General features: G+C 58.4%; 15 protein-coding genes. 8 read left to right on the top strand and 7 right to left on the bottom strand.

The window, feature by feature from the left end; translation table 11 throughout:
* Positions 1 to 215 precede the first annotated feature (215 nt).
* From AC07T0_RS22215 to AC07T0_RS22185, 7 genes are all read right to left on the bottom strand, one after another.
* Positions 216 to 1,070 (bottom strand): hypothetical protein, encoded by an 855-nt coding sequence (locus tag AC07T0_RS22215; protein ID WP_495003204.1) that lies wholly within the window; start codon positions 1,068 to 1,070, stop codon positions 216 to 218.
* On the bottom strand, positions 1,060 to 2,484 hold the full coding sequence (locus tag AC07T0_RS22210) for a rhamnosyltransferase WsaF family glycosyltransferase (protein ID WP_495003203.1): 1,425 nt from the start codon (positions 2,482 to 2,484) through the stop codon (positions 1,060 to 1,062). Before AC07T0_RS22210 ends, AC07T0_RS22215 begins: the two co-directional genes overlap by 11 nt.
* A complete protein-coding gene (locus tag AC07T0_RS22205; protein ID WP_495003202.1) occupies positions 2,481 to 3,206 on the bottom strand; it encodes an ABC transporter ATP-binding protein in 726 nt (241 codons plus the stop codon). The genes AC07T0_RS22210 and AC07T0_RS22205 overlap by 4 nt, the downstream gene beginning before the upstream one ends.
* Before the next feature lies 1 nt (position 3,207).
* Positions 3,208 to 3,987, bottom strand: coding sequence for an ABC transporter permease (locus AC07T0_RS22200; protein ID WP_495003201.1), 780 nt, complete (start codon positions 3,985 to 3,987; stop codon positions 3,208 to 3,210).
* A 37-nt stretch (positions 3,988 to 4,024) separates the two neighbouring features.
* Positions 4,025 to 5,380: an ABC transporter ATP-binding protein gene (locus tag AC07T0_RS22195; protein WP_495003200.1), complete on the bottom strand. Its 1,356-nt coding sequence runs from the start codon at positions 5,378 to 5,380 to the stop codon at positions 4,025 to 4,027.
* Positions 5,370 to 6,188, bottom strand: a complete 819-nt coding sequence (locus tag AC07T0_RS22190; protein ID WP_495003199.1) for an ABC transporter permease — start codon at positions 6,186 to 6,188, stop codon at positions 5,370 to 5,372. The genes AC07T0_RS22195 and AC07T0_RS22190 overlap by 11 nt, the downstream gene beginning before the upstream one ends.
* 76 nt (positions 6,189 to 6,264) lie before the next feature.
* Positions 6,265 to 7,185, bottom strand: a complete 921-nt coding sequence (locus AC07T0_RS22185; protein WP_495003198.1) for a glycosyltransferase family 2 protein — start codon at positions 7,183 to 7,185, stop codon at positions 6,265 to 6,267.
* A gap of 287 nt (positions 7,186 to 7,472) precedes the next feature.
* Between AC07T0_RS22185 and AC07T0_RS22180 the strand changes: the two genes are divergently transcribed.
* From AC07T0_RS22180 to AC07T0_RS22145, 8 genes are all read left to right on the top strand, one after another.
* On the top strand, positions 7,473 to 7,829 hold the full coding sequence (locus AC07T0_RS22180; protein WP_495003197.1) for a hypothetical protein: 357 nt from the start codon (positions 7,473 to 7,475) through the stop codon (positions 7,827 to 7,829).
* Positions 7,830 to 7,930: 101 nt separating this feature from the next.
* Positions 7,931 to 8,683 (top strand): CDP-diacylglycerol diphosphatase, encoded by a 753-nt coding sequence (locus AC07T0_RS22175; protein WP_495003196.1) that lies wholly within the window; start codon positions 7,931 to 7,933, stop codon positions 8,681 to 8,683.
* Positions 8,684 to 8,895: 212 nt separating this feature from the next.
* Complete coding sequence (locus AC07T0_RS22170) at positions 8,896 to 9,855, top strand: AAA family ATPase (protein ID WP_100942931.1); 960 nt, start codon at positions 8,896 to 8,898, stop codon at positions 9,853 to 9,855.
* Positions 9,856 to 9,863: 8 nt separating this feature from the next.
* Positions 9,864 to 10,808 (top strand): DUF58 domain-containing protein, encoded by a 945-nt coding sequence (locus AC07T0_RS22165; RefSeq protein ID WP_248797374.1) that lies wholly within the window; start codon positions 9,864 to 9,866, stop codon positions 10,806 to 10,808.
* Positions 10,805 to 11,299 (top strand): DUF4381 domain-containing protein, encoded by a 495-nt coding sequence (locus AC07T0_RS22160; RefSeq protein WP_495003195.1) that lies wholly within the window; start codon positions 10,805 to 10,807, stop codon positions 11,297 to 11,299. Before AC07T0_RS22165 ends, AC07T0_RS22160 begins: the two co-directional genes overlap by 4 nt.
* Positions 11,292 to 12,368, top strand: coding sequence for a vWA domain-containing protein (locus tag AC07T0_RS22155; RefSeq protein WP_495003194.1), 1,077 nt, complete (start codon positions 11,292 to 11,294; stop codon positions 12,366 to 12,368). The genes AC07T0_RS22160 and AC07T0_RS22155 overlap by 8 nt, the downstream gene beginning before the upstream one ends.
* Positions 12,368 to 14,125 carry a tetratricopeptide repeat protein gene (locus AC07T0_RS22150; protein ID WP_495003233.1) on the top strand — a complete coding sequence of 586 codons (1,758 nt, stop codon included), beginning with the start codon at positions 12,368 to 12,370 and terminating at the stop codon, positions 14,123 to 14,125. The genes AC07T0_RS22155 and AC07T0_RS22150 overlap by 1 nt, the downstream gene beginning before the upstream one ends.
* Positions 14,122 to 15,771: a BatD family protein gene (locus tag AC07T0_RS22145; RefSeq protein WP_495003193.1), complete on the top strand. Its 1,650-nt coding sequence runs from the start codon at positions 14,122 to 14,124 to the stop codon at positions 15,769 to 15,771. The genes AC07T0_RS22150 and AC07T0_RS22145 overlap by 4 nt, the downstream gene beginning before the upstream one ends.
* Positions 15,772 to 15,778: the final 7 nt, after the last annotated feature.

Raw genomic sequence — 15,778 nt, 5'->3', positions numbered from 1 at the left:
GGGGTCACATTCACGTTCAAGATAGTCGCACACGACGGTAACAGCCGGGTGCACAGGCTGTATTTTCGTGGGCGACGCTCCGTTGCGCAGCTTAACGAGTGCGCGAACGCCGCTGCTTGCGGTGCTGCGACATATTCGGACATTGGCTGGTAGTACGGGGGGATGCGGGGCATTTTCAGCCAGGGCCGCCAGGACGGCAGGCCGCGTCGGCGGGCTCAGCTTTGCGGCCGGTCAGAGCCCTTGATGCTGGCTATCTCATCCTCCAGCGCCTGCTTGAGTTTATTCAGCAGCGCCAGATGGGTCATCGGATCGCGGGCGTGATCGACAAATTGAACCTTGTATTTCCCATACCTCAATTCATCCAGTTCAACCTGATTTTCAAAAAAGTCGCCACCCGGTATTTCGCTACGAATGGCCTGCATGCCCTTCCTCAAAAAAGCGACACCCGGGTACACATGCAGCTCTTCAATGCCCCAATCGGGAAGCAACGCTTTCACCTCTTCAGAAAGCAGATTGCTCCTGTTGATAATATCAATGGACTGTTTCAACCAGCGCACTGGCGTATCCAGAAAATCCTTGGCCAAGGTCGACCCATCATAGACCGGCCAATACGACGTGAAATAATCCTCCAGGACGTAATACCCACCGGGAACGACGCTTGAAATAAGAGTAAACAAACTGGTCAACTGATCGGAACGTTTGTGGCTTCCATCGTCAATGACAACGTCAAACGGACCGTGTTTTTCCGCAAATTCCTTCAAGGCCAGCGCGTCGCCCTGATCGACGATAAATGTCTTGACTCTGTCACTGTCCAAAGCACTTTTGTCGTAAATATCCAAACCATAGATTTCCGCCAACGAAAAAACCTCAGCCCAGAGCCGTAACGAAGCACCGCCCAGCTCCAGCCCCTCGCCACCGATACCAATCTCCAGCAATTTGAATGGACGATCGACATAACCCAGAAAGTGAGTCGCATAGAACGGATGATAGTGATGGGGTACCACCTTATCGCAGCCACACTCAATACCCACCGCCTGGAGACGCGCCTCAAGGCTTTTTTTATTGCGCATCACTGAAAACCTCCAGAATAAACTTCCGATGCTGATCCGTCCAAGTTTCTGCCCAAGACTTAGGCCAATTGACCGTCGCATTTTCATACCGAGCCTCAGTATCCTGGGTTCGCTTGGCGCCCTCGATAATGGCCGAGGACAGTTGGTACAAGTCGGGATGGGCCGGAATGATATTTTTTGAAATACCCGTCAGGTAATCCGGCGTCTTGGTTTCAAAGGTGTTGGTGACCACAATGGCGCCTGAGGCAGCAAGGTCCATGGGAATCAAACTGGGATGCGGCGAGGACATCAAGGTCAGGCAAAGATCAAAGGTCTTGGTGATCGCTTCATATTCATCCAAAGGCAATCTAGGCAACTGGGTCACTTCTACACCCTCCGCCAATCGGACCGTTGTGTTCCCTATGCCCATCCCATAAAACTCCCACTCGCCCTCATCGAATGCACCTTTCTTGAACGCATCAATCAAGGCCAGCGCCGCCATTTCAAACATATTCCTGTTCACCGCTGGGCGGCTATAAAACACAAAACGTTTGGTACCTTTCTGTTTTTCCAGATGAAATTCATTTTCCGGGTAGATTGAAGATGAGTAAGCATTATCAAAGCTCATTGACTTGACAGATTGCCCCTGAGGAATAATGGCGTTAACTTCAAGGTACTTCAACAACGCGCTCGATGACGACAAGGTATGATAGTGAAAATCGTAGGAGTTCCTGGAAATACAGTACTGACTATTAAATGGATAAAAGGCTGCTTCAAAATCCTGAATCAGATATAAGAAAGGACGACCGCCGGTTAACAGCGCGATTTTGTTTGCAAAATAGGCGCTGTACCAAACAGTGGCAACACAATTATCTCTGGGTGACACCCGCAGCGGATCAATCCGCGACCCAATATATTCAATTTCAAGCAACTCGAATAAACGCTCCATCGAGGGAAATTTTTTTAGCGCGCGACGAAACTCGTCTTCGACATAGTAAAAATTATCAAACAGCACCAGCCGCACACGATAGCCTTGCTGTGCAATAAAAAGCGCCACATTAAAAACACCAAAAAAACCCGCTGAAATAGTGCTGATGGTGAAGGCCGGCACCAGCACATTGATACGTACCGGTTCCTGATCGCTGACCCGTACTTCAGGCAGATCATAAGCCCTGTTAACCATCAGATTAAGCAAATGCTCGTCGTACACCTGCGGACGCTCAATTTCCGACTTCTCCTGCTCGCGCATAAGCGAAGCCAAGGGAAGAAAGACATTCGCGACCTTGAACGAGTAGTAGGCGAGTTTCACTCTCGACGGTAAATTTTCCGGAGACTTACGCTCGCGCAACGTCGCCAAGGCGAGCCGACAAGCATAGGGACTTAACAGCTCAAAAGCGGTAGCTTTGGCGATCCTGAGAAATGCGGCCTTACTCATAAACCCTCCTTAATCGAATCAATTTCAATAACGCTACCGGATTCAAGTTTAATGGTTTTATTACAAAATTTGTTAATCAACTCCTTGGAGTGGGAAGCCATCACTACAATTTTTGAGCTTTGCATAATATTTTCCATACGTTGCTTGGCTTTTTCCTGGAACGCCTCGTCACCCACGCCAAACACTTCATCAATCAGGAGAATATCACTGGGATAAAGTGTCGATATCGCAAATATCAATCTCAACTGCATACCCGAAGAATAAGACCGTATCGGAAGGTCGAGGTATCCTCCCAACCCGGAGAACTCCTCAATCTCAACAATATCCTCTTGTACTTTCCTTAACGGAAAACCGTACAAGCGGGCCAAACGATCAATATTCGCTCTCCCCGACAATTCATGATCAGTACCCACCCCAAGCTCAAACAATGCCTGGACACTACCCTGCAAATATCGAGTGCCACTGGAAGGCATATAGATCCCTGCCAAGGTTCTCAGCAGAGTGCTTTTACCAGAACCGTTATGACCAATCAGCCCCACTCGATCGCCATCGTTAAGGGTCAGGTTGATATTTTTCAGCGCCTGAATATGTACCGTGTGCGAGTGATCACTGGAGATCACACCACCGGTACTCATTTTCACCAACTGTTTCCTCAGTGACGCGCCGGCTTCAGTGATCACCGGAAAGGTCAACGAAAGGTCTTTCAACTCTATCAACGCCATATCAAATCCAGAAAACAATATGTTTTTTGTGTCGACCAAAAACCGCGATCGCCAAGACCCAACCGACCAGGCTAAAAATAGCCATGCTCATGTAATCAAAGGGGACAACAGGCAACGAAAGTAATGGATTCTTTACCAAGGAGAACAGAGTGGCAATTGGGTTATAGGCAAACCAACTGATGGAGGCAGCAACATCGGACTTCTTATACAGAATCGGTGTCAAAAAAAACAAAACCGGCATTAATGCATCGATCGAAGGTCCCAAGTCTCTAAACCTGGCGCCCAACGTGGCAACCAACAGGGAGATCCACCACAAATTCAGTATCACCAGCAGGAAACCGAGTAACGCCCAGGCAAAATTGGCCAGCGTTGGAAAGCCATATATAAAAAACACAACCAATACAATTGACACATTGTGAGCAAAATTAATCAAATGCTTAGACAGCAAACGCAAGGTGTGCAATGACAACGGCAGTGAGTAATTCCTGATGATCGCTGACTGATTGATAAAACAATTCGATGACTCCGAGATCACCCCCGAAATCATGAACCATAAAATCAAACCCACGGCAAGATTGGGCAACATTGTATGAAGATCAACGCCCATGACCGCGCTCCACACCAAGCCCAAACCAATGACCCCCAGTGCAGTGCCCAATGTGATCCACCAAGGACCCAGTGTGCTGCGTACATAACGTGCACGGGTGTCACTCAGGGCAAAACTCAACCAGATATCTCGCCTGGCAATAGATTCAAACAGATCTCTAATTCCCTCCCTCATTGGTCACACTCTTTCTTGGTCGGATGCATAAGATTCCTCATTGCCCCGTCACGTTGAGACTTATAGTGATAAACGGACTGCCGATGACTCCAGTCGACACAGGATCACGATGCGACCTGATCAACAGGGCTTCGTGGCACCAGTGCAAGGGTTTGTGATCATGTTGTTCACCGTCGGCGATCACGACCTGAATCACATAGTCGCCCTTGGCCAGCCAAGGCATGAAGAACTCGAACTGCGCCGATAACAGCGAGTCCGCCGGGGCGCTACGATCCTTGCCGATCTGACTGATATAGGTGTTGTCTCCGAACAGCGTCTGCCCCAAGCTATCCTTGAGAAGAAACTCGATAATGGGGCCTTCCAGCGGAACAAAGGTCTGCGCATCGATGCAGAGCGTGACACGTTCACCACCCAGCACCCACGTCAATCCGGCACCCGAAGCGTCGTTGAACCTGACGTCGACAATGCGCGCGTCGCCCCCACCAAATGCGTCTACGCCAGGCGCCTGTGGGTCGAATCGGAAAACTTCCAAGTCATTTGAATTGATCGTGCCGGCACGCTGGTCACGCCACTCCAAGCCATCATGGCCTTGGCGCTTGGTCATGCTTTTATGCCCGTCGGCATGAACAATCACCGGCTCCGCAAGTTCGTCATTCATCGAACGAAATAAATCGTCCAGATACGCCTCGCAGACCGACTGTGACGGACCCGCCTGCTTTTTTCCCCCGAGGTCCAGCCAGATCACCCGATCACACAGATCGATAATGGCCGCCGTGTCGTGGCTGACAACAATCAGCGAATGTTCTTCTTTGAACTTGCGCAGAAACCGCATGCACTTCTGGAAAAAACAGGCATCCCCCATGGAAAGGGCTTCGTCAATCACCAGGATATCGGCGTCTACGTAGGCAATAACCGCAAAAGCCAGACGAACATACATTTCGCTCGAGTAGGCCATGAGCGGTTGCTCCATGAACCCGCCGATATCCGCAAAGGCCGCAATCGCGGAAAAACGCAGATTGATCTCCTCGTGGCTCAGCCCATACAGCGAAGCCGCTATATAGACATTTTCACGCCCGGTGAACTCAGCATTGAAGCCAGCCCCCAACTCCAGCAGTGCCGCAACACGTCCCTGAACACGGAGAGTTCCGGAGGTAGGGCTCAAGGTTCCATAAATCAGCTGCAGCAGGGTTGACTTGCCAGAACCCTTTTGACCAACGATGCCAATGGCTTCGCCCCTTTTTACCTCGAACGAGACATCCTTCAGCGCCCACAGCTCCCGATAACGCCCCTTTCGCCCCGGCGACAGCACTTGAAAGAGCCGATCACTGGCTTTGTTGTAGATCGGATAACACTTGCTGAGCCCCTCAGCACAAATGGCAATATCAGAGGACATCGGCAAATCCTCCACGGGTTTTCTGGAAAAAAGCCAGACCGAGCCAGGCAACCACGCCACTGACCAGCAACGACAGGCACCAGGATCCGAGATCGGGCAGCCCGCCCGAAATCAATACCAATCGGACATTTTCAATCACTTGGGTCAGGGGATTCAGATACATGAACGCTTGGAGTTGCCCAGGTAAAGCCGTGACGGGATAAAAGATCGGTGACAGAAACAACAGCGCGGTGACTAGCGCAGCCACTCGGTGACCGATATCGCGAAGGTAAGTCCCCAGTGACGCCAGGGCCCAGGACACCCCCAGGGTAAACAGCAGCAAAGGCAGTATCACCAGGGGTAGCAGCAGTGCAGTCAAATGTGGGTGTTGGAAAAACACGACGTAGAACAACAGCCAAACACACAGATTGACCAGAAACTGAAACAGCGCACCCGCCAGCAACACCACCGGCAGCACTTCAAGAGGAAATACGACTTTCCTGACATAGCTGCTATGGGTCAGCACCACACCCGGCGACCGACTGATGCACTCAGAAAACAGATTGAAGACCATCATGCCAATAAAAAGAATCAGGGAAAACTCCAACATCGAACGATTGCCGGTTCCCCAACTAAACTTGAATATTCCACCAAAGACAAAAGAATAGACAGCCAACATAAACAGAGGATAAACCAACGACCTGAGAACACCCCACAACGAACCGCGATAGCGTCCGATAATGTCACGCCGCGCCAACATCAACGCGAGGCCTCGGTGACGCCACACGCCCCTCGACATATCCTTCGACCTGCTGGTGAATTCATCCATGCGGTCAATGCCTCTGAAAATCAAAAAACGACGACCTCTCGGCCGAGCCAAACAAACAACCCTTCACAAAAAACGTTCAGATTTTTCTGATCAGGGCGGCAAACAGCAGTCCCAGATTGCCGCCAAGTGTCTGTCGATAGACGCCGGAACGGCGAATACCGGCAAGCCGAGGGAACAGTGGCTGATCGCGAGCCGTTTTAAAGTTTGAAAGGGTTTCAACACTCTGCTTATCCAAGCGGTGGCTCATCACCTCCAGCGCTCGGATATTTTTCCAGCTCCATTCATGAAAGCGCCCATGGAGCACCATCCACAGTCGATAAAGACGTGCGTACCAACCAGCATTGCTGCCCACCAGGTTGCTCCTGTGCTGACGATAGAGCGTCTTGGCATGGTGATCGTAAAAGACCACGCCGCCCTTGGCGCCGGACACCAGTTGATAAGCCCACCAGTCATGGGAAACGATGGAAATATGCGGGCCCGCCTCGCGCAGAAGCTCCCGGGCGGCATGATTGAACACCATCGTATTGCCACCGCCGATACACTGTACCAAGGCGTTAGCAAACTTCGGCGGTTGGGAAAATTTCGGCGACTGGCCGGCGGCGATCCCCAACTCACTGATCAATTGTGTGCGACCACAATAAAGCGCCGGGACCTGCTCAGGCACACGTTGCAGCCACATCAACGCCGTTTCGAGTTTGTCCTCGTTCCAGATATCGTCCTGATCAGACCAGGCGTAAAAATCCGCCTGAACTTCAGCACGACAGGTCAACGAGAGAAAGTTGGCCGCAAATCCTTTCTTCGGTCCGGAAAAAACCTTAAGACGCGCCTCCGGCCAGTCACTGGCACAACTACGGACGACGTCCAGGGTTCCATCGGTAGAGCCGTCGTCGGATATTGCCAAGCTCCAATTGAAATGGCTTTGACGCTCAAAGGAGTTGATCTGCTCAGCCAGAAAACGCTGGCCGTTATAGGTGCACATCAAGATCGAGACTTTCAAGGCCTTATCCTCCGCTAAAAGATTTTTATGAAAAATCTTGAACCGGACAACGCTGGAACTCGGCTTGGCAGTGATTATCAAGATTTCGATCGGTATCGTCTACTGTCAGAAATGACAGGTATATACGAGTATTCCGATTGAGAAATGGAAGCAATAGAAAACTCCATAGGATATTTCCCACAACCGCCGAACACCCCGCAAAAAAAGCGCCCGTCGAGCCTTTCAGCCACTTAGCCCCGAAAAATCAGGCAAAATACCGCTCCCCCGCCAAAACAGGACGCGCCCTCATGCAGCTCAGTACCGCCCACCTCATCGCCAACCCCTGCGACGATGAAGAAGACAACATGGCGATGCTCTGCTGCCATAGCGACAAGGGTGAAATGTTCCTGATGACCCGCTACCCCGACGAGGATGAGCTGGAAATCACCCTCGATGGCGAACCCTCCACCCTGGACGGGATCAAGGTCACCCTGAGCGCCACACGCCTGCTGATCGAAATCGCCGCCGCCGATGCCGACGCGCTCAACGGCGACGATCACCTCGAAATCCAGCACCAGACCGCCACGGCCGACCTGGCTGAAGTCGAACAAACCCTGAAAAATATTCTCGCCGGCACCGGCACCTATATCAGCGAACTGGGCTGACACCGACCCGTCTTGAAACATCTGCGATCAGAACCGACACAAAAAAGCACGAAACAGTGGTTTAAAGTGAGGCGGTTTTTACTTCTGATCGGGAAAGTGGCATGAGCAAATGGCTGAAGGTTTTAGTGCTGGCGTTGGTGGTCGCGGTGCTGGCGGCAGGGTCCTGGCTGATCTGGGGGCTCGGTAAAGGCAACGCGCTTTGGCAGATTGTCAGCCAGCAATGCGTGCCCCATCAGCAGAATTCGCAGAACCCCGCGCCGTGCCTGATGGTCGATCTACAGCAGCATGTTGCCTTGCTCAAGGATCGCCAGGGCCCATCGCACGACCTGACCATTCCGACGGACAGGATTACCGGCATCGAAAGTCCGCTGCTGCTCGAAGACAACGCCTACGCCTTTTTCGCCAGTGCCTGGCAACAACGCGGGCGCCTGTCCGCCGAAGCCGGCAAACCGATCAAGGATGAGTTCCTGTCATTGGCCATCAACTCGCCGTATGGCCGCTCCCAAGGCCAGTTGCATATCCATCTCGCCTGCCTGCGCCCCGAGGTCTACCAACAGTTGGCCGAACAGGCCCCGCAGGTGACCCAGGCGTGGCAGCCACTGGCGGTCAAGCTGAACGGTCACGGGTACCTGGCAAAACGCCTGAACGGCCAGGACCTGATACAGGAAAACCCGTTCAAGGTACTGGCCGAATACGCCCGACAACAGGGTGACAGCCTGTCCCACTATGGCTTGGCCCTGGTGGTGGCGCCCGGCGGCGACCTGCTGTTGCTGGCGAACCGGTTGAGCCTGGCCGACTTCAGCCGCGGCTCCGCCGGGGAGATCCAGGACTATGGCTGCGCACTGGCCAAATAATCCGTAGCACGAGCGCGCGCCGCCCGATGGAACTCCCACAGGGCGGCGTTGCGTGCAGGAGCCACCACCCAAACAAGGTAAGACTTTTCCTCAAAACCCATAAAAATCCCCATAGCCGTTAGTCGCCAGCCCCCCCGATGCATTAAAGTAACGCCCCCAGCCGTGACATTAATTTAAATGCCACCGGCCACCCTCTCCAGGAACACTCATCGATGGAACATCGTGAAGCGCTGCTTGCGCTGCGAACCTTTCTCTCAGCGCAGATCCTCGGCCAGGAAAAGCTCGTCGAGCGCCTGTTGATCGCGCTGCTGGCCGACGGTCACATGCTGGTCGAAGGCGCCCCGGGCCTGGCCAAGACCAAGGCCATCAAGGAGTTGGCCGAAGGCATCGAAGCGCAGTTCCATCGCATCCAGTTCACCCCCGACCTGCTCCCCGCCGACATCACCGGCACCGAGATCTATCGCCCGGAAACCGGCAGCTTCGTGTTCCAGCAAGGCCCGATCTTCCATAACCTGGTGCTGGCGGATGAAATCAACCGCGCCCCGGCCAAGGTCCAGTCGGCCCTGCTCGAAGCCATGGCCGAGCGCCAGGTCAGCGTCGGACGCAGTACCTATGACCTGTCACCGTTGTTCCTGGTGATGGCGACCCAGAACCCCATCGAGCAGGAAGGCACCTACCCGCTGCCCGAAGCCCAGCTCGACCGTTTTCTGATGCACGTCAAGATCGGTTTTCCCGATGCCGCGGTCGAACGGCGCATCCTGCAACAGGCCCGGGGCGAAGCCCTGAACGGCGAAACCAAGCCCGAGCGCCGGGTCAGCCAGCAGGCGATCTTCGCCGCCCGCAAGGAAATCCTAGGTTTGTACATGGCCGATGCGGTGGAGGAGTACCTGGTGCAACTGGTGATGGCGACCCGTACGCCGGCCAAGTTCGACCCGGAAATGGCCGAGTGGATCGCCTACGGCGCCAGCCCTCGCGGTTCCATCGCCCTGGACCGCTGCGCACGGGCGCATGCCTGGCTGGCCGGTCGCGACTTTGTCAGCCCCGAGGATATCCAGGCGGTGCTGTTCGACGTGCTGCGTCACCGCATCATCCTGTCGTTCGAGGCCGAAGCCGCCGGGATCGACCAGGATCGGGTGGTGCAGCGCATCCTCGATGTCGTCGCCGTCGCCTGACCCGGACCATGATCGCGCCCCTGCCCGCCGAACCCGGCATCCGCACCACCCTCGCCGAACTGATCGAGATGCGCCATCGCGTGCGCGAAGTGCAGCTGTTCTCGACCCCGAGCCAGCGCAGCCCGCTGATCGGCCTGCACCACTCGAAACTGCGTGGGCGTGGAGTGGACTTCGACCAGGTGCGGGTCTACCAGGCCGGCGACGATGTGCGCACCATCGACTGGCGTGTCACCGCCCGGACCCAGGAGCCCCACACCAAGCTGTTCCACGAAGAGCGCGAACGACCGATCTTTATCCTCGTGGAACAGAGCCGCCAGCTGTTCTTCGGCTCGGGGCTGACCTTCAAGTCGGTGCTCGCCGCCCAGGCCGCAAGCCTGATCGGCTGGGCCGCCCTGGGCCACAACGACCGGGTCGGCGGCCTGGTCTATGGCGACAACGAGCACTACGAAATCAAGCCGCGGCGCAGCAAGCAAAGCCTGTTGCAACTGCTCAACCGCCTGGTGCGGGTCAACCACTCGTTGCACACCGAAGCCGCCGCCGAGCCCAATGCCCTGGGCCTGGCGCTGATCCGCGCGCGCAAGGTGCTGCGCCCCGGCAGCCTGGTGATAGTGATCTGTGACGAACGGGCCTTGAGCGATGCCGCCGAGCAACAGCTCAGCCTGCTCTCGCGCCATTGCGACCTGCTGATGCTGCCGGTCTCCGACCCCCTCGACCACGCCCTCCCCGCCGCCGGCCTGCTGCGCTTCGCCGAACGCGGCGCGCAACTGGAACTCGACACCCTCAACCTGGAGCTGCGCCAGACCTACCGCGCCCAGGGCGAAGCGCGGATTGCCCGCTGGGAGCTGCTGGCGCAGAAACTGCGGGTGCTGTTGATGCCCTTGAGTACCCAGAGCGAGATGGTCGAGCAGTTGCGCGAATACCTGAACCCTCAGCGACCGGGGAAACAGCCATGAGCAGCCTGGAGCAACTGCAACCGCTGATCACCCCGCCGATCCAGGGTTTCTGGCCACCGGCCCCGGGCTGGTGGCTGCTGCTGGTGCTGATTCCGCTGCTGGCCATCGGGCTCTGGTACCTGCGCCGTTTCCTCCCGGCCAAGCGCCCCGTCGCCCGCGCCGAGCAGCCCCTGGACCCGGTGCGCCTGGCCGCCCTGGCGGAACTCGCACAGTTGCCCAAACCTTATGACGGCGCACCGGCCGGGGCCTGGCTGCAACAACTCAACGGCCTGCTCAAGCGCCTGTGCCGCAACCATTACCCCTACAGCCAGAGCCACACCCTCAATGGCCGCAAATGGCTGGCCTTCCTCGACAACCGCTGCCCGGCCGCCGGCCTGACCCGTTGGATGGTGCTGGTGGAAGGTGCCTACAAGCCCGAATGCAAGCTCGACGACAAGGCCATCGCCGGGTTGAACCAGGCGATCGATACCTGGATCCGCAAACATGTTTGAGTTCGCCTGGCCCTGGCTCTTTGCCCTGCTGCCACTGCCCTGGCTGATGCGTATCCTGCTGCCAGTAGCCGACAGTGGCGAAGCGGCGCTGAAGGTCAGCTTTCTCGCCCACCTGGAAAGCCTGGCCCGACGCCGGGCCCGGGTCAGCCTGCCGAGCTGGCGCCAGCAATTGCCCCACATCCTGCTCTGGCTGCTGCTGTTGTCCGCCGCCGCACGTCCGCAATGGTTGGGCGAGCCTTTGCCAGTGGCCGCCAGCGGTCGCGACCTGCTGGTGGCGGTGGACCTGTCCGGTTCCATGGAATACCCCGATATGCGCTGGCAGGACGAGGACGTCAGCCGCCTGAGTCTGGTCCAGCACCTGCTCGGCGATTTTCTCGAACATCGCGAAGGCGATCGCGTGGGCCTGATCCTGTTCGGCAGCAAAGCCTATGTGCAGGCACCGCTGACCTTCGACCGGCGCACCGTGCGCATCTGGCTGGACGAAGCGAAAATCGGCATCGCCGGCAAGAACACCGCCATCGGCGACGCCATTGGCCTGGCCATCAAGCGCCTGCGCCAGCGGCCGACGCAAAGCCGGGTGCTGATCCTGGTCACCGACGGCGCCAACAACGGTGGCGAAATCGATCCGATCACCGCCGCGCGCCTGGCCGCCGAAGAAAGCGTGAAGATCTATACCATCGGCATCGGTGCCGATCCGCAACAAACCGGGACCCTGAGCATGCTCGGCCTGAACCCGAGCATGGACCTCGACGAACCGGCGCTGAAGGACATCGCCAGCATCACCGGCGGTCGCTATTTCCGTGCCCGCGACGGCCAGGAACTGCAAGCCGTCAAGGAAACCCTCGACCAGCTTGAGCCTGTCGCCCAGCAGCCGACCCAGGCCCGTCCCGCCCGGGCGCTGTATCACTGGCCGCTGAGCCTGGCACTGCTGATCAGCGTATTGCTGGTGATTCGCGAACGCTGGCCGGACAACCTGCTGCAACGCTGGCTGGCACGGCGACAGTTCCTGCCCCAGCGCCCGGAATGGCGCCAACGCCTGGAGCGTTTGCGCTTGCGGAGGCGTCGATGATCGAAGCCCTCTGGCCCCACTGGTTCCGCCCCACCTGGCTGCTGGTCCTGCCTCTGCTCGGCTGGTTGCTGTGGCAACTCTGGCACCGACAGAAACGCGCCGGGCGCTGGCAGATGATCCTGCCGCCGGCCTTCCATCGGGTGCTGCTCAAAGGCGGCAGCGGCAGCAACAGCAAGCTGCCGTGGATCGCCCTCGGCCTGGGCTGGACCCTGGCGGCCCTGGCCCTGCTCGGGCCGAGCTGGCAACGGGTTGAAGAGTCCACCCAGAAACCTTTGGACCCACTGGTGGTACTGCTCGAACTGACGCCGGATATGCTTGCCACCGATACACCGCCGAACCGCCTGGAACAGGCCCGACGCAAACTGTTCGATCTGTTGCGCGCCCGCAGCGACTCGCAGACGGCAATCATCGTCTACGCCGGCAGTGCCCACACCCTGGTGCCGCTGTCCGATGACCTGGGCACCAGCCGCAATCTGTTGGACGCCATCAAGCCGTCGATCATGCCCGAGGCCGGCCATCGCGCCGACCTCGCGGTAAAAAAGGCCCTGAGCCTGCTCGAACGCGGCGCCCTGGGCCAGGGTCGCTTGCTGCTGATCGGTTCGTCCCTCAGCGAAGAAGAACGCCAAGGCATTCGCCAGGCCCTCGACAGCAAGCCCCACAGCCTGCTGATCCTTGGGATCGGCACCCGCGACGGCGCGCCGGTGGCCCAGGAAAACGGCGGCTTCCTCAAGGACGCCCAGGGCACGATCCTGGTGCCTCATCTCGACAGCCAGAGTCTGAAGGACTTTGCCGGCGAAACCGGCGGCCGCTACCGCCAGGCCCGCCTGGACGACAGCGACCTGCGCAGCCTCGGCCTGCTGGACGGCCCGCGGCAGTTGCGCAAGGACGGCCAGACCGTGCAACTCGACAGCTGGGCCGACCAGGGTTACTGGCTGCTGCTGCCGCTCCTGCTGCTGGCCGCCTGTGCCGGCCGGCGTGGCTGGCTGTTCTGCCTGCCGCTGTTCTTCCTGTTCCCGCAGCCGAGCCAGGCCTTTGAACTGAGCGATCTGTGGCTGCGACCGGACCAACAGGGCCAGCAGTTGCTGGAGCAAAAGCGCCCGCTCGAAGCCGCGCAGCATTTCGAAGATCCGCAATGGCAAGGCCTGGCCCTCTATGAAGCCGGCGACTACAGCGCCGCCGCGAAGAAGTTTGCTGAAGGCGACGATGCCAATGCCCACTACAATCGTGGCAACGCCCTGGCCCGCAGCGGCGAGCTGGAGGCCGCGCTGGACGCCTATGAGCAGGCCCTGGAACGTCAGCCGGACTTGCGACCAGCGTTGCGCAACCGGACACTGGTGGAAGAGTTGCTCAGGGAAAAACAGGCCAAGCCGCCGGCTGAGCCGAGCAAGCCCGCCGACACCGCCGAAACCGGCAACGAACAAAACGCCGCTCAATCGGCTCCGGCCGGGACGAATTCGTCCAGTACCACCACGGTGCAATCCGCTCCCCAGGAGCAGAGCCCACCGACCGGCAATCAGCCGCCCGCCGCCCAAACGGCGCAAGCGGGCAATCAGCCGGGCAGCAATGAGGTACCGGGCAGCGAGCTGGGCGACGAACAGACCACCCACCCGCCCTTGCGGGCCGCCGCCGAGATCATCGACGGTGAACGCCATCAGGCGTTGGAACAATGGCTGCGACAGATCCCCGATGATCCGGGGGAATTGCTGCGGCGCAAATTCTGGTACGAACAACAGCTCCATCAGGACAAGACCCGATGACCCTGCGCTTCTCCCTGTTCCTTACGCTGCTGCTCTGCGCGAACCTGTCGGCCCAGGCCGAGGGCTTGCTGGCCAGCGTCGACCGTACGCGCCTGAACTCCGGCGAGTCGGTGGAGCTGACCCTCGAATCGAAGGATGTCACCCAGTTCGGCAAACCCGACCTGGCCCCGCTGGACGTGCAGTTCGAAGTGCGCGGCACCCGCCAGGTCAACCAGTTGACCACCCTGGGCGGCGAGAGCCAGGCCACCACACGCTGGATCGTCACCCTGACGCCAAAGGAAAACGGCAGCGTGGTGATTCCGCAGCTGCACCTGGGCGAACTCAGCAGCGAGCCGATCACCCTGCAAGTGGTGCAAGGCGAAGACCAGGCAGCGGCCAGCAACCTGGCGCCGGTGTTCATCGACGCCAGCCTCGATCAGGACAACGTCTACGTCCAGGCCCAGGCCGTGCTGACCCTGCGCATCTATCACTCGGTGTCGCTGTATGACGACAGCAGCCTCACTCCGTTGCAGATCGCCGACGCCCGTATCGAGCAGTTGGGCGAGTCGCGCACTTACGAAAAGCTGATCAATGGCGTGCGCCATGGCGTAATCGAGTGGCGCTATGCGATCTACCCACAACACAGCGGCGAACTGGCGATCCCCACGCAGGTGTTTACCGCGACCCTGGTGGACGCCCAGCCGAATCAAAGCCAGGGCCAGGTGCCCCAGGGCGCCAAGCCCGGCAAGTTGATGCGCGTCAGCTCCGCGCCCCTGCTCCTGCAGGTCAAGCCGCAGCCCGCCAGCTGGCCGGCCGAAGCGCCCTGGCTGCCAGCCCGCAGCTTGAGCCTCAGCGAAAGCTGGAACCCGGAACCGGACCACAGCCAGGTCGGCGATTCCCTGACCCACAACCTGACCCTCAAGGCCGAAGGGCTCTCCAGCGGGCAACTGCCACCGCTGCCGGCCACCACGATCAATGGCTTGCGGCGCTACCCGGACCAGGCGCAACTGAGCAACCAGAACAGCGAACGCGGCCTGATCGGCACTCGCGAGGAACGTGAGGCGCTGGTTCCGACCCACAGCGGCAGTTTCGACCTGCCGGCGGTGGAAGTGCTCTGGTGGAACACCCATGAGGACCATATGGAGCGCAGCAGTTTGCCGGCGCGGACCCTACAAGTGGCGAACAACCCAAGCCTGGCGGTGGACACCCCGGTGACCAGCGCCGTCAACAACGCGCCGCCGCAACCGCCACTGCTGTGGGCCTGGAAGCTCAGCACGCTGATCCTCGCCTGCTCCACCCTGCTCGGTTTCGGCCTGTGGTGGCGGGCCCGCTCGCAACCGGCGGTGCACCGCACCGCGCAGACCGGCCCGAGCCCGCGGACGCTGCTCGACGACCTCAAACGTACCTGCTTGGCCAACGATCCCCAGGCCACCCGCCAGGCCCTGGATGCCTGGGCCCGGCAGCAACCGGAAACCCTGGCCGACATGGCCGCGCGCTTCGTCACCCTGTCCGATGCGCTGGATGGCCTCAATGGCGCGCTCTACAGCGAAAGCGGCCAGTATTGGCAGGGTGAGGAACTGTGGCGGGCGATCCGCGCGATTCCGGTCGCCGAGCGCGTCCAGGACCCGGTAAGCGACAGCAGCCTGCCGCCGCTCTACCCTAAATAATCGATAA

The sequence above is a fragment of the Pseudomonas sp. GW821-FHT04D07 genome, from assembly GCF_059420225.1.
This window is presented reverse-complemented; position numbering and strand designations above follow the sequence as displayed.

Bases quoted from the DNA above. Each gene is read 5' to 3' on its own strand.
- AC07T0_RS22215 (WP_495003204.1), bottom strand. From the start codon at position 1,070: ATGCGCAATAAAAAAAGCCTTGAGGCGCGTCTCCAGGCGGTGGGTATT.
- AC07T0_RS22210 (WP_495003203.1), bottom strand. From the start codon at position 2,484: ATGAGTAAGGCCGCATTTCTCAGGATCGCCAAAGCTACCGCTTTTGAG.
- AC07T0_RS22205 (WP_495003202.1), bottom strand. From the start codon at position 3,206: ATGGCGTTGATAGAGTTGAAAGACCTTTCGTTGACCTTTCCGGTGATC.
- AC07T0_RS22200 (WP_495003201.1), bottom strand. From the start codon at position 3,987: ATGAGGGAGGGAATTAGAGATCTGTTTGAATCTATTGCCAGGCGAGAT.
- AC07T0_RS22195 (WP_495003200.1), bottom strand. From the start codon at position 5,380: ATGTCCTCTGATATTGCCATTTGTGCTGAGGGGCTCAGCAAGTGTTAT.
- AC07T0_RS22190 (WP_495003199.1), bottom strand. From the start codon at position 6,188: ATGGATGAATTCACCAGCAGGTCGAAGGATATGTCGAGGGGCGTGTGG.
- AC07T0_RS22180 (WP_495003197.1), top strand. From the start codon at position 7,473: ATGCAGCTCAGTACCGCCCACCTCATCGCCAACCCCTGCGACGATGAA.
- AC07T0_RS22175 (WP_495003196.1), top strand. From the start codon at position 7,931: ATGAGCAAATGGCTGAAGGTTTTAGTGCTGGCGTTGGTGGTCGCGGTG.
- AC07T0_RS22170 (WP_100942931.1), top strand. From the start codon at position 8,896: ATGGAACATCGTGAAGCGCTGCTTGCGCTGCGAACCTTTCTCTCAGCG.
- AC07T0_RS22165 (WP_248797374.1), top strand. From the start codon at position 9,864: ATGATCGCGCCCCTGCCCGCCGAACCCGGCATCCGCACCACCCTCGCC.
- AC07T0_RS22160 (WP_495003195.1), top strand. From the start codon at position 10,805: ATGAGCAGCCTGGAGCAACTGCAACCGCTGATCACCCCGCCGATCCAG.
- AC07T0_RS22155 (WP_495003194.1), top strand. From the start codon at position 11,292: ATGTTTGAGTTCGCCTGGCCCTGGCTCTTTGCCCTGCTGCCACTGCCC.
- AC07T0_RS22145 (WP_495003193.1), top strand. From the start codon at position 14,122: ATGACCCTGCGCTTCTCCCTGTTCCTTACGCTGCTGCTCTGCGCGAAC.